This window comes from Bacillus sp. 007/AIA-02/001 (genome assembly GCF_004634455.1).
Lineage (GTDB): Bacteria > Bacillota > Bacilli > Bacillales > Bacillaceae_G > Bacillus_A > Bacillus_A cereus.
Map to the genome: position 1 here is coordinate 76,444 of NZ_SEIY01000012.1, position 12,752 is coordinate 89,195.

Genomic DNA, 12,752 nt, shown 5'->3' on the forward strand with positions numbered 1-12,752 from the left:
GAATCCCCTCCCTATTATTTTATAGTGCTTTCTTCACAAACCCTTTAGCGTATTTTAGTTTCTCCAGTGCTTCCCCATATTCACACTGCAACAACACCATAACAATGGCAGCTTTTACGTTACGTTCTGCCTTTTCATAATACTCTGCCGCTACTTCATAACTAGCGCCTGTTGCTTCCACAATAATTCGTTTTGACCGTTCTACTAACTTTTCATTTGTGGATTGAACATCTACCATTAAGTTTTTATATACTTTTCCTACACCAATCATCGAAGCTGTTGAAATCATATTCAACACTAATTTTTGTGCTGTACCAGCTTTTAAACGCGTTGATCCTGTTAATATTTCTGCACCTGTCTCTACTTCCACATTTAACTTTGCATATTTACTTATTTCAGCATTTTTATTACAAGAAATACTCGCTGTACTCGCTCCTACACTCTGTGCGTATTTCAAGCCGCCAATTACGTAAGGAGTTCTGCCACTTGCAGCAATTCCAATCACTGTATCTTTCTCATTTAATCCAATACTTTTTAAATCTTCTTCTGCTAACTCTTCGCGATCTTCGGCACCTTCCACCGCTTTAGTAAACGCTTTCAATCCACCTGCTATAAATCCTTGCACCATTTTATCATCCGTGCCAAATGTCGGCGGACATTCCACTGCATCTAGAATACCTAAACGACCACTCGTACCAGCACCAATGTAAATTAAACGTCCCTCTTCTTCAAAAGATTTAATAACAGTCTGTACAACCTTTTCAATTTGTTCTATCTCTTTTTCAACTGCTAACGCAACAGTTCGATCTTCTTCATTCATACTTTGCAACACTTCTTTTATGCTCATCTCATCCAAATTCATTGTTTTCTCATTACGATGTTCTGTCGATAAATTTTCTAACATATTGCCACCCTCTTTGAAATTATATTTCACACTTTTATTATAACTTTAAGAAACTAAAAATCAATTACTCTTTCTTATTTTATGAAATAAAATTTCACGACATGACATATTTTTGTCAAAGATCATAAAGTGAAACTTTAATCATTGTGGGTTTTGTTCATCCCCACTGATTATTAGCCCGCACCAATCGGGCATTTACGGGCAGTTGATCCCCACCTAACTTTCTTTGCTTCCGCTGAATTTTGAAGTGAGGGTCTTACTGCACGGCAAATAGGGGGATAAAAAAAGATGAGTCTCCTCATCTTTTCTTCTACTTTAACTTCCGTAACCGCAACGCTTCTTCTCGCGTCTCCATAAATTGATTCAATACTTTATTACCAATTCGATTGAAAGTAATCACATATAAAGCATCGATCATATTCAATTGCGTCATTCTCGAAGCAATACTCGCAATACGATGATCTTGTTCTACATCTGGCATACAAAGGCGAATATCCGCTTCTTTATATAACGGTGATGATTGATCTAGTTTCGTAATTCCAATAACAGTTGCACCTTGTCTCTTTGCATACTGCGCCATTTCAAGCACATCTTTCGTTCGACCAGATGTTGAAATCGCAACAAATATATCGCCTTCTTTTAAATTCGTCACAAGCGGCAACATCATATGAAAATCAGATAGCATCATCGCTGTAAATCCGAGCCTTGTAAATTTATAAGCTCCGTCCATCGCCGGAGTAGCTGATCCGCCTACTCCATAAAAGATAATTTTATCGGCATTTACAATACGATCTGCAGCTTTTTCAAGTTCTTTTTTATCTATCGCCGTCACGCTCGCCTCAATTGCAGCTTTATTCACATAAGTAACTTTATTAAATAAATCATACGGTCCATCTTCTGTATTCATCACTGAAAAATCGTTAATATTATAATCAGCAATCGTTAATTCACGAACGAGTGCTATCTTAAATGCTTTAAAACTTCCGATTCCAATCGATTTACAAAAGCGAACGACACTCGCTTCACTTGCGCCTGCATTCGTTGACACTTCTTTCGTCGTTAAATTCGGTACAATCTCTGCATTCTCCATTATGTACATGGCAACCTTCTTCTCAGCTGGTGAAAATTGATCCATATTACTTTCAATTTTAAATAGTAATGTTGAAGCTTTCACTATTTAACCTCCACTTCTTACGGTTGCGTTCACTTATTTTCTCTTGCTTCAATAAGGTAAAAACCATCATCGCCAGGAGGATGAAACACATTTACAATGCGATTCCCTTTTTGATAAACAGTTCTTTCCCCTTCTGTCCACTTCTTTTCCCAACCGTTCATCCAAATCGCAACATCAGGTAAAAAAGCAGTATATTTCAGCTTCTGACCGTACTCACCATCTGCTTCTTCCGAAAAAATAGAAACCGGAAAATCTTTCACTTTTGATTCTTTCCATGCAGTAAATGGTATACATACTGCAATAAGTACGATTACACCAATAACCTTCTCCTTCGTAATCTTCACACTTCCCTCTCCTTGTCATATCACATACATAGATTTTACCATAATTACAAACCCTTCATGCTATATGATCATTGCTTTTGGGAATAAAAAAAGAGCTTACCTACATCAGATAAGCCCTTCCTCTCTATACAAAATATTTCTTCAAAAGTGGCGGTGTAATAATCGTCGTCAATATAACAACAATAACAATCGCTGTGAAATTTTCTTTCGCTAATAAATTCGCCGTAAGTCCATTTGCAGCGATGATAAGCGCTACTTCACCACGTGATACCATCCCCGCGCCAATACTAATAGAAGATTGGAGATTAAATCCTGTCAGTCTCGCTCCTAAACCTGATCCGATTAACTTTGTGAAAATTGCAATGAGAGTCATAATAATAATGAACCAAAGCTGGCTTCCAATGCCTTGAAATGTAATTTCCATTCCGATACTTACGAAGAATACTGGAACAAATATTGCATAAGCAATCGGTTCAATTTTATGTTCCACCTCATGCTTATACTCTGTTTGAGAAATAGCAATTCCTGCTGCAAATGCTCCAATAATGCCTGCAATTCCCATCATTTCACTGTAATAAGAAAAAGAGAAGCAAATAATAAGAGCCGCGCTAATTAACGCTTCTGTTACACGAAGCGGTACAAGCATTTTCATAATCCAAGGAACGACTTTCCAAGCAATAAAAACAATACTTACAAAGAAAATAATTTTCTTTACAATGACAAGTGTTATATTCACATCTTGTGTTCCTAAAAAACTCATTACAAATGCCAATAAAATAACGACAATGACATCATCAAATACGGCAGCACCTAAAATTGTTGTACTTTCTCTCGTATTCATTTTTCCTAGATCACGTAGCGTCTGGACCGTAATACTAACCGATGTTGCGCAAAGTAATAACCCTAAAAAAATGGCATGGGACTGTATTAATCCAAACAGCAATCCTGTTACATAACCACCGATGAAAGGAAAAATAATTCCACCAGCCGCTACTGCAAATGACGATTTCAAATTCCGATTTAACTCTTCTAAATCCGTTTCAAGTCCCGCCATAAACATAAGCAACAAAACACCAATCTCACTCAGTTCATCAATCAGTTCAGAACTATTAATAATACCGAGTACAGCCGGACCGATAATAATACCGACAATTAACTTACCAAGTACAGAAGGCTGACCAAGTCTTACACTAATGTCACCAGCTAATTTCGTACAAAGTAAAATGACGACAAGTTCAAAATAAAATAACATAGCATCTGCTCCTACTTTAACTTTAATCAGTGGGTCGTTAACCCCCGTCCATTTCTGCAAGTAGTTTCCCCTATTGATCCGCATTTTATTTGTCATATTTTTATTTGACAAAATATTCTGAATTATATTAAGATTAATCCAGCAATTTTAAAAACTATATACCATAACTGCACCTCCACTTCCTTACTTACTCTTTTTTAATGGGCTCATACTATAGTCGCAGTTATGGAAATGAAAAAACGGGGGGAGAGTCCAAAGTGAAGTCATTATTACGAAAAAAAGCGCTTAGTACTGAATCACCAAAGCAGCTAGCTAGAACATTAACTGCACTCGATTTAACGTTTTTAGGAATCGGCGCCGTAATTGGGACAGGGATCTTTGTATTAACAGGTATTGTTGCAGCAAAACATTCTGGTCCTGGTATTATGCTATCATTCCTTATTGCTGCATTTACTTGTGCTTGTGTAGCCTTTTGTTACGCTGAATTTGCTTCTTCTATTCCTGTCTCAGGAAGTGTGTATACTTACGCATATATGACAGTCGGAGAAGTCGTCGCCTTCATCGTCGGATGGTGTTTAATGCTCGAATATTTACTTGCCGTTGCAGCAGTAGCTGTCGGTTGGTCTGGTTATTTACAATCATTACTACAAGGTTTCAATATACACCTGCCCGCCATAATCGCCTCGGCCCCTGGCGTAGGAAAAGGTGGCCTCATCGATTTACCCGCTGTCTGTATTTTACTTCTTATTACTGGTCTTTTAAGTTTCGGTATACGCGAAAGCGCTCGCATTAATAATATTATGGTTCTTATCAAGCTAGCAGTTATTATCGCTTTTATCGTAGCAGGCGCAAAATATGTAAAACCTGAAAACTGGACACCGTTCATTCCATTCGGATACGACGGTATTATTACTGGCGCTGCCACTGTGTTTTTCGCCTTTTTAGGTTTTGATGCAATCGCAACCGCTGCAGAAGAAACGAAAAAACCGCAGCGTGATTTACCAATTGGTATTATCGGTTCTCTTCTTATTTGTACTGTTTTATATATGATTGTATCTTTCGTTTTAACAGGTATGGTTCCTTATACGCAATTAGACGTTTCTGATCCAGTTGCATTTGCATTGCATTTCGTTGGTGAGGATACAATTGCAGGACTACTCGCTGTTGGAGCGATGACTGGAATGACAACCGTCCTCTTAGTCGTTATGTATGGACAAGTTCGCGTTTCGTATGCAATGAGCCGTGACGGTCTACTTCCAAAAGCGTTAGCACGTGTAAATAAAAGAGTAAAAATCCCTTTATTAAATACGTGGATTACTGGCGTTGTTGCTGCTTTATTAGCAGGCCTTTTAGACTTACATTTGCTAGCGAATTTAGTAAACATCGGCACGTTAACAGCCTTTACATTCGTTTGCTGCGCAGTACTTATTTTACGAAAAACACACCCTGACTTAAAACGCGGATTCCGCACACCTTTCGTACCTGTACTACCAGTTGTCGCGATTCTTTGCTGCTTATATTTAATGATCAATTTGTCTAAAACAACATGGATTAGCTTTGCAGTTTGGCTTATAGTCGGCTTATGCTTCTATTTCTTCTACTCTAGAAAGCATAGTCATTTAGCTATTGAAAAAACAAATGATGAACAGAAAAAAGCATAACAAAATAGCTCGCCGATAAAACGGCGAGCTATCTTTCTGTACTATTATATTTTTTCGTTAACGATTGTAAAATGAAAAATATGCCGATGCAAGCTGTAAACCATGCCCAATTTCCTATTGTTGTCGAGTATTTGATCATTCCAATACCCACAAGCACTAAGAAAATAATCACCTGATATATGAGCTTCCACTTTTGCATATATTCCCTCCTTTACTTCGTCCCCTTCTTTTTCTTCTTCCAGGCATTCAAACTATCAAAGAAGAAGTTAATAAATAACGTTCCTAATCCTGCTAATAAAAACGTCATTAAGAATAAAACCCAAATACTTTTATCTTTTAATAAATAATATCCTACAAGGAGCACAACCGCGATCCATACATATTCAAGAATTCTTTTTAGCTTTTTCTGTTCCAAATTATTCGCTCCTTCTTTCTATGCTACTTTTAGTATAACAAAAAAGAAGCCTATCATGATCAGCTTCTTTTCTTCTCTCTTATTTGTTCATACTTTTTTCAACAAGTGAAATCGCATACTCTAATGTACGATTCATCGTTTCTACCTGTTCATCTTTTACTTGCACATCTTGTAATACAGCTTCTGCAACTGTAATTTTTTGTTGTAATGATTTCACTGAACCATCTGTTACATTTACAGCTTGCGCTTTCTTCACTACTGCTTTTGCAGATTCAATATTGATTTGTAATTTTTCTTTCGTTGTTTTTGGTTGTTCTTCTGCCACTTTTGATTGTACGAATGTTACATTAGCTGATTTTAATTCGTTATATGTTTGAATAATTTGTTCCCCAGTACTTCCTACATTTTCAAATGCTTGCTTTGCAATGTTATAGCTTTTTTCTAGTTCTTGAAATGCTTCCTTTGAATATTGACCTGGCTTATTACCAAATTCATACGTACCCGCTAACACTTCTTTTACTTTTCCAAGCTCTTCAAATAACGCAGTTACTTGCTCTAACTTCGTACGGTTAAAAAACTCATTGTACGCTGCTAATACTTCTGAAGAACTTAACGCTTTACTATATAATTTCGCAAGCGCGATTTGTCCATTTAACGGAATACCACCATTTCCGTTACTATCAGGATCCGCTCCAAATGCAAATGGTACGTTCGGATGATACACTTTCCCAGTAGCTGGCTGACTATTTACTTTTTTACCATCTACGTAAATTGCCACTTCGCTTCCGTTATACGTTCCTGTTAAATGATACGTTTTGTTCGCTTCTAATTGAACTCCAACACGTTTATAGCTACCTCCAATGTGAGCCCATAATTCAACATATCCACTTCCTGTAGACTCAAATCCAATTCCGCCGCTCTCTGTATTTTGCAAGATGCCTTGTCCGCGAATTTCATTCATTGAAAATACAGTTTCTAACGTAAACGTATTTGCTACTTTTTCTTTTTGTGCTGCTGAAAATGGAAGATATCCAAATGTATTTGCTTTTCCGTTTAACTTCATAACATTCTTCTTCAATGCTTTATCATATTCAATAGTCACATTGCCCTTCACATCACCTTTTGTACCAAATGGTGAATTGTCTTTAAATGTACCATCTGCAAAGTTTACATCGAAAACATCAGCTTTTGGTACTTTCACATTCGGGTCAATATTATCTTTTTTCGTAGTAATTTCCGCAGTTAACGGCTGCGCGGTTTCATTGCCAAATGAATCAATCGCAACTACTTCAAGTGTATATGCTTTCCCGCCATCTAATCCCGCAAGTGTAAATGTAAGATCTTTTGGCACTGGATCACGATAAAACTCTGAGAATGCTAACAATTTATTCTTTATTTCTCCAGTCTGCTTATCTTTAGCTTGTACACGATAAGAATGAACAAGAAGATTGTCCAATGCTTGCGGGAATGTTACTGTTGCCGCATTTTCTGTTACATTTGATATAGCAAGCTTTGCATCTTTAGCAAAGTAAGGCTTTTCTTTATCACGATCTTCTACATGTGTAAATGTTTCTTTCTTTGCTGGTAATTTAATTTTCCAAGGCTCGCCTGTCCAAGAATTCGTATGGAAATCACGGCGATTAATCGTCACTTCTTCTTCATCTACTTCTACTAATAAACCTTGGCTTAACGTACTAGCTCCTGGCGGGATATTCCCTTGTACTTTACCACCTTCAACTTCCATATAACTTACTGAAGATGTACCAACTGATGTAAAGTCTTTTTGATGTATCGATCTCGGATCATCTAACGGATAATGTGAATGACCTGAAAACGTAATAACTTGTGGGTATTCTTTTAATACTGCATTAATTTTCGTGCTATCTTGTGTTCCCCATTCCTGACTACCGTACACTGTATCTTTAATATGTTGATGTAAAAATACAAAAATCGGTTTTTCTGGATCATCTTTTTGTGCTTTTGCCATTTCTTCTTTTAACCAATTAATTTGCTTGTCCGAATAATAACCATGTGTTGTTCCATTCTCTGGAGACATAACAAGGAAGTGATAACCTTTGACCACTTTATGATAATAAATTGATTCCATACCTGTTTTTTCTAAAAATCTCTTTTGCGCTCCAGCTTCTGATAAGCCATTCCAATAATCATGATTCCCTAGAGAATTCATTCGTACCGCATCTTTATTTGCATTTTCATTATATACTTGCATGAAACGATCATACTGTTGTACCGATCCTGAATCAGTAAAGTCTCCCACAATTACGAACGCATCTTGCTTCGGTGCTAATGCATTAAACTGTTCAATCGCTCTTTTCCAGCGAAACGTATCATCCGTTCCACTATTTTTAATATGTACATCACTTACAACTGGAAAAACTATCTTCTTCTCACTTGATGCCTTTTCTTGCTTTTTCTCTTCTGCTTTAACTGATGTGCTCCATGGAAATGATACGAATGCTAATACAAAAACCATTAATAATCCAATAAGGCCTTTTACTTTTCGTAAATCAGTTCTGTCCACGTAAATCCTCCTCATATAATGAATTAATTACAATGGTTATTGTATCGAACACATATTAACTTCGTTTAAAGTGAAAATGAAATTTATTTAACTTTTGTAAATATACAGTCATTTTTCTGTAACATCCAACATTACTTGTATTATCTTATACAAGTACCTTGTGTCTAACAGACTCTTATTCATTATTATGATTTGGAAGCCTATTAAACAAACTTTCCTGAAATTTTTCGCCCCTTTATTAACACAACTATCGTTTTCCAACATTTAATAGTAATAAAAAGAAAGTATGAAGGGAGGAGCTACTAATGGCTTGTAAAAAAAATATCGGCTGTTATGCCCCTTTATCTATCATCTGCCCTCCCTATGATCCACCTAATCCACCAGAACCACCAGGCTGTGAATTAATTACAAATGAATTTGCCGGTAATTTTCTTATAACAAAAGAAATTCCACCACCTTCTGAAAATCCTACATTAATCTTATGGGAAGGAGATGGTGTAGTTAAAATATCTGGTACCATTTCTGTGTATAATAGTACTAGTAGTACTGCAGGAATTACCGTTCAAATTATCGGAAAGGTGACAAATACTTTTACAGTCTATCCTGGCAACACAATGTCATATACAGGTCAATCCTTACAATCTGTGGCTATCATTGATATTCCAAATAACCCAACCCGATATATGGAAGGAAAATATTGTTGTCAATTCTCATTTTGCTTATAAATTTCTTCACCCCCTTAACTTACAAACTATATAAAAAAGCATACCACTTGGTATGCTTTTGCTTATGAAATTGGATAACGTACTGTCAGACATAATTGTCCTTGGCTTACTCCCGTTCCTGTTGTTACAATTTGAATTGTAGTAAAGTATCTTACTGTAAATGATCCACTGCTTTGTGGTTGTACAGTAATTGTATTCACCACTGTCGCTCCTACTAAAAAATTCACCGTAATTGGAGCTGTACCTACATCATATTTCACATAACCTGATGCATATAAATCTTGCGTAATATTATTCGTATACACTGTTTCAGTTACCGCACCAGTAGCAGCCCAATCTATACATACCTGATCTTGAACAAGTGTTTTACTGGAACAGCATGATAAGTTAGAATTGTACATCTTAGCCCTCTCCTTTTCTATTATGAAAGTGGATAACGTGTAGTTATACAAAACTCCCCTTGATATGTTCCAGCTGTTGCAGCAGGTAAAGTTACTTCAATTGTTACGAAACGACGGTACGTAAAAGCTATACTTGTTCCTGGGTTTAATGTTTGTGTATCAATTGTAGCGCCTGCTGCATCTAAAACTGTCAGTGTGATCGGAGCCGGTCCGACGTCATATCGAACAAACCCTGTTCCAATCATATTTTGATTAATATTATTGTTGTACAGTACATTCGTAATAGCAGTCGCCACTACAGTTCCTGACCACGGACTACACACTTTATCTTGCACATAATTTTTATCTGGACAACAAGTTAACGCTGACCCTGAGCACTCACAAGACATAGTTGTTTCCCCTCTCTCTTTTATATTCCCTATATGTGTATGTCCCCCAGAGTCTTTTGCCTGTACTATTCATCTATTTTCAAAAAATATTCAAATGACTAGATAGATTCCGTTTTGTTTCTTTTTTTCATATATTTATAGACAAAGATACTAGCAACAATAAGAATAACGCCTCCTAATATCGGTAGCATATATTGTCCAACAACATCCGCTGCTTTTTCCCAATGTGGACCTAATTTCATTCCAAAATAAACATACAAAGTCGTTAACGGGAACATTGCTACAAATGTATAAATACTAAATTTCCATATGTTCATTTTTGCCATACCACATGGAACAGAAATAAGCGTTCGAACCCCTGGTACAAAGCGTCCAACAAATGCTACAACTGGTCCATATTTCTCAAAGAAATCATCTGCTTTTTGAATTTGTTCTTCTTTAATAAAGAAGTATTTTCCGTATTTTATTAATAGCGGACGACCACCGTAATAACCGAGTGCATATAACGTTAAAGGTCCTGTCGTTCCACCAAGTGTCCCTGCTAATACAGCCAACCAAAAATTCATATCTCCCTCGTATACCCAATACCCAACCATAGGCAACACTACTTCTGCCGGAATAAATTCAAACGTTAATGCTAACACAACTCCAAAATAAGAAAACTGCTTTAAAAACTCGATTATATCTAAAATAATTTGCTCCATATTTTTAACTCCTATCCTACGTTTACGTTATGCTTTTCTTGTAATTGAACTGGCGCCATTTTTACAATTCGGTTCAAAATAAATAACACAACTCCAATATCATCTAAAATACCGATAAACGGTAGGAAGTCTGGAATTAAATCGAGCGGCATCGCTACATACCCAACTAAAAAAGCAACAGATAAAATTTTCTTCTTTATTGAAACCTCTTTTGAAGTAAAAAAGTCAAATAGGAATGGAACGAAACGACGGACATGAAATACAACTCTTAATCTACTAATAAGTTTTTTCATTTTTATTTCTCCTCTCTTTGTATACGAAAAGGACCCTACCAAATATGGTAAGGGTCCTCAAAAAGACAGAAAGGGGCCTTTACCATTGCTGGTAAAGGTCTCACTAACAACGAAACGTTGCCAATAAAGCCGAGGGTTTCTCCCTGTAATGACGACTTTATTGTAATAAGTTACTCCCCTTTATACACAATTTTATACACTCACATTAAAATATTTCAGAGGGCTTGTCAATATATTTTATATCCCAATCCCTTCCGTAAAAAACAAAAACGTATAGGAAATTTCTTACTATCTCATAATATACATAACCATTTTTGAACGAAAGGAGATGTTTCATTTGCATACCGTCTGGAAAGGTGCACTTTCACTTGGACTATTAAATATAGGAATTAAACTATACAGTGCCGTAGAAGAAAACGATATAAAATTTTTAAGCCTCCATAAAGAATGTTTAACACCTATTAAATATAAAAAATTTGCTCCTGATTGTACGGATGAAGAAATTGATGATACAGATATTGTAAAAGCCTATGAATATGCACCTCATAAATATATTATTATGGATGAAAAAGAATTAGCTGAATTACAACAAGCTCATGAACCACGATCCATTCGTATTATATCTTTTGTCCAAAATAACGAAATCGATTCTGTTCTTTATGATCGCTCTTATTTTATAGGACCTACCCCAGGACATGAAAAATCGTATTTATTATTAAAAGAAGCTCTTGAACGTACAAATAAACTTGGGCTTATTCATATTTCTATTAGAAAAAAACAACATTTAGCTATTATCCGTAACTTTGAAGATGGACTAATGTTACAAACCATCCACTACCCTAATGAAATTCGCGCTATAACAAATACACCTAACTTACCAAGTAACGAAAATTATCCTATACAAAAACAAGAACTCACCGCAGCAATTAATTTAATCCACCACCTTACAAATCCTTTTGAACAAGAAATGTATACAGATGAATATAAAGAAGCCCTTACCGAATTAATCGAGAATAAAATTGAACAACAGGAAAAAACTGAAACAATCTCTCCAACTCCGAACATCATTAATATTATGGAGACATTACAGGCAAGCATTGAACAAGCAAAAATAAAAAGAGACAATAAAACAGAAAAAGAGGCCAAATAAAATTGACCTCTTTTTCTTTAAAGCGGATTACATTTCGGCATTTCAAGTCCAGACGATTGAGCTAGTTTTAATAAGTAGTAACATTCCTCTCTTGCCATATGATCTGCCATTCTAGCCGATAATACACTTAATACTTCATTCGATAACTCGAGCTCTTCCACTTCATGTAAAAAATGCGAAAATAATTTCAATTCAAGTGAAACATCTTTCGTAAACTTCTTTAATGCTGGAAAATGATGAAGCTCCGTTCGTAAATACCCTGTCATTTCAACTGCCTTTAAGTAAAATTGTTCAAAATGCTTCGTAAATTCTTCGCTTTTCTCTTTTAATCTTTTTTCAACAAGATCTAATCCACCAGAAATAGAGCCTGCGTGACCAGCCGCATCCGTTAACCAAACGAGATGATAATGTAATTCATGAAAAACAGGCGGAACTTCCCCTTTCTTCAAAAACTCTAAAACTGCTATATACTCTTCCACTTCGTTTACCATATGATTAATAAAAGTTGGCGTAAAATGAATCGTAATTTTCCCTTCCAACTGCTTCTGTATAATATTTAATTTAAACGCCCGAATCTCCTTAGCGGCTTGTTCTGCCTCTTTTGAAAATGCCATCAGATTCACATTCCGAACTTTATTTAACAAATTCGTAAATGTTTCAACAAAGTAAGTAGCTTTTTTTATATCCTCTTTTTCCTTCGGAGCTAATGCATCCAGTAAAAATTGTGCATGATCAGTAAGTACTTTTAACCAAAATTGATGCTCAAACAACGCACTTTCTTCATAATTTCTCTCCACT

At 36.0% G+C, this 12,752-nt stretch carries 15 protein-coding genes; 3 read left to right on the forward strand and 12 right to left on the reverse strand.

Annotated features, from left to right (window positions below):
- Positions 1-19: 19 nt before the first annotated feature.
- From murQ to ES895_RS20795, 4 genes are all read right to left on the reverse strand, one after another.
- On the reverse strand, positions 20-904 hold the full coding sequence (gene murQ, locus ES895_RS20780) for an N-acetylmuramic acid 6-phosphate etherase (protein ID WP_000892345.1): 885 nt from the start codon (positions 902-904) through the stop codon (positions 20-22).
- A gap of 310 nt (positions 905-1,214) precedes the next feature.
- Positions 1,215-2,078, reverse strand: coding sequence for a MurR/RpiR family transcriptional regulator (locus ES895_RS20785; RefSeq protein WP_000648164.1), 864 nt, complete (start codon positions 2,076-2,078; stop codon positions 1,215-1,217).
- A gap of 29 nt (positions 2,079-2,107) precedes the next feature.
- Positions 2,108-2,422 (reverse strand): hypothetical protein, encoded by a 315-nt coding sequence (locus ES895_RS20790; protein ID WP_000704957.1) that lies wholly within the window; start codon positions 2,420-2,422, stop codon positions 2,108-2,110.
- A gap of 124 nt (positions 2,423-2,546) precedes the next feature.
- Positions 2,547-3,770 (reverse strand): cation:proton antiporter, encoded by a 1,224-nt coding sequence (locus ES895_RS20795; protein ID WP_061113410.1) that lies wholly within the window; start codon positions 3,768-3,770, stop codon positions 2,547-2,549.
- Positions 3,771-3,931: 161 nt separating this feature from the next.
- Here ES895_RS20795 and bcaP point away from each other — a divergent pair, with 161 nt between their 5' ends.
- A complete protein-coding gene (gene bcaP / locus ES895_RS20800) occupies positions 3,932-5,335 on the forward strand; it encodes a branched-chain amino acid transporter BcaP (RefSeq protein WP_084065439.1) in 1,404 nt (467 codons plus the stop codon).
- Between the two features lie 28 nt (positions 5,336-5,363).
- On the opposite strand, the gene ES895_RS29390 is transcribed toward bcaP, so the two are convergent.
- The 3 genes from ES895_RS29390 to ES895_RS20810 form a co-directional block, all read right to left on the reverse strand.
- On the reverse strand, positions 5,364-5,534 hold the full coding sequence (locus ES895_RS29390) for a hypothetical protein (RefSeq protein ID WP_001174851.1): 171 nt from the start codon (positions 5,532-5,534) through the stop codon (positions 5,364-5,366).
- 12 nt (positions 5,535-5,546) lie between these two features.
- A complete protein-coding gene (locus ES895_RS20805) occupies positions 5,547-5,750 on the reverse strand; it encodes a hypothetical protein (protein WP_000435800.1) in 204 nt (67 codons plus the stop codon).
- A gap of 79 nt (positions 5,751-5,829) precedes the next feature.
- On the reverse strand, positions 5,830-8,292 hold the full coding sequence (locus ES895_RS20810) for a LamG-like jellyroll fold domain-containing protein (RefSeq protein ID WP_000376219.1): 2,463 nt from the start codon (positions 8,290-8,292) through the stop codon (positions 5,830-5,832).
- A 305-nt stretch (positions 8,293-8,597) separates the two neighbouring features.
- Between ES895_RS20810 and ES895_RS20815 the strand changes: the two genes are divergently transcribed.
- Positions 8,598-9,017 carry an S-Ena type endospore appendage gene (locus tag ES895_RS20815; protein ID WP_000752308.1) on the forward strand — a complete coding sequence of 140 codons (420 nt, stop codon included), beginning with the start codon at positions 8,598-8,600 and terminating at the stop codon, positions 9,015-9,017.
- Positions 9,018-9,079: 62 nt separating this feature from the next.
- On the opposite strand, the gene ES895_RS20820 is transcribed toward ES895_RS20815, so the two are convergent.
- The 4 genes from ES895_RS20820 to ES895_RS20835 form a co-directional block, all read right to left on the reverse strand.
- The gene (locus ES895_RS20820) at positions 9,080-9,418 is read right to left on the reverse strand and encodes a DUF3992 domain-containing protein (RefSeq protein ID WP_000282809.1); all 339 of its coding nucleotides are present in this window, start codon (positions 9,416-9,418) and stop codon (positions 9,080-9,082) included.
- A 20-nt stretch (positions 9,419-9,438) separates the two neighbouring features.
- On the reverse strand, positions 9,439-9,807 hold the full coding sequence (locus ES895_RS20825) for a DUF3992 domain-containing protein (protein ID WP_001277547.1): 369 nt from the start codon (positions 9,805-9,807) through the stop codon (positions 9,439-9,441).
- Between the two features lie 98 nt (positions 9,808-9,905).
- Positions 9,906-10,511, reverse strand: a complete 606-nt coding sequence (locus ES895_RS20830; RefSeq protein WP_000435017.1) for a DedA family protein — start codon at positions 10,509-10,511, stop codon at positions 9,906-9,908.
- Between the two features lie 11 nt (positions 10,512-10,522).
- On the reverse strand, positions 10,523-10,804 hold the full coding sequence (locus ES895_RS20835; protein ID WP_000733854.1) for a YkvA family protein: 282 nt from the start codon (positions 10,802-10,804) through the stop codon (positions 10,523-10,525).
- Positions 10,805-11,141: 337 nt separating this feature from the next.
- Between ES895_RS20835 and ku the strand changes: the two genes are divergently transcribed.
- On the forward strand, positions 11,142-11,954 hold the full coding sequence (ku, locus tag ES895_RS20840) for a non-homologous end joining protein Ku (protein ID WP_016109281.1): 813 nt from the start codon (positions 11,142-11,144) through the stop codon (positions 11,952-11,954).
- Positions 11,955-11,971: 17 nt separating this feature from the next.
- On the opposite strand, the gene ES895_RS20845 is transcribed toward ku, so the two are convergent.
- On the reverse strand, positions 11,972-12,751 hold the full coding sequence (locus tag ES895_RS20845; protein WP_000440974.1) for a DUF2935 domain-containing protein: 780 nt from the start codon (positions 12,749-12,751) through the stop codon (positions 11,972-11,974).
- Position 12,752 lies beyond the last annotated feature (1 nt).

Bases quoted from the DNA above. Each gene is read 5' to 3' on its own strand.
- ES895_RS20830 (WP_000435017.1), bottom strand. From the start codon at position 10,511: ATGGAGCAAATTATTTTAGATATAATCGAGTTTTTAAAGCAGTTTTCT.
- ES895_RS29390 (WP_001174851.1), bottom strand. From the start codon at position 5,534: ATGCAAAAGTGGAAGCTCATATATCAGGTGATTATTTTCTTAGTGCTT.
- murQ (WP_000892345.1), bottom strand. From the start codon at position 904: ATGTTAGAAAATTTATCGACAGAACATCGTAATGAGAAAACAATGAAT.
- ES895_RS20795 (WP_061113410.1), bottom strand. From the start codon at position 3,770: ATGACAAATAAAATGCGGATCAATAGGGGAAACTACTTGCAGAAATGG.
- ES895_RS20815 (WP_000752308.1), top strand. From the start codon at position 8,598: ATGGCTTGTAAAAAAAATATCGGCTGTTATGCCCCTTTATCTATCATC.
- ES895_RS20820 (WP_000282809.1), bottom strand. From the start codon at position 9,418: ATGTACAATTCTAACTTATCATGCTGTTCCAGTAAAACACTTGTTCAA.
- ES895_RS20835 (WP_000733854.1), bottom strand. From the start codon at position 10,804: ATGAAAAAACTTATTAGTAGATTAAGAGTTGTATTTCATGTCCGTCGT.
- ES895_RS20825 (WP_001277547.1), bottom strand. From the start codon at position 9,807: ATGTCTTGTGAGTGCTCAGGGTCAGCGTTAACTTGTTGTCCAGATAAA.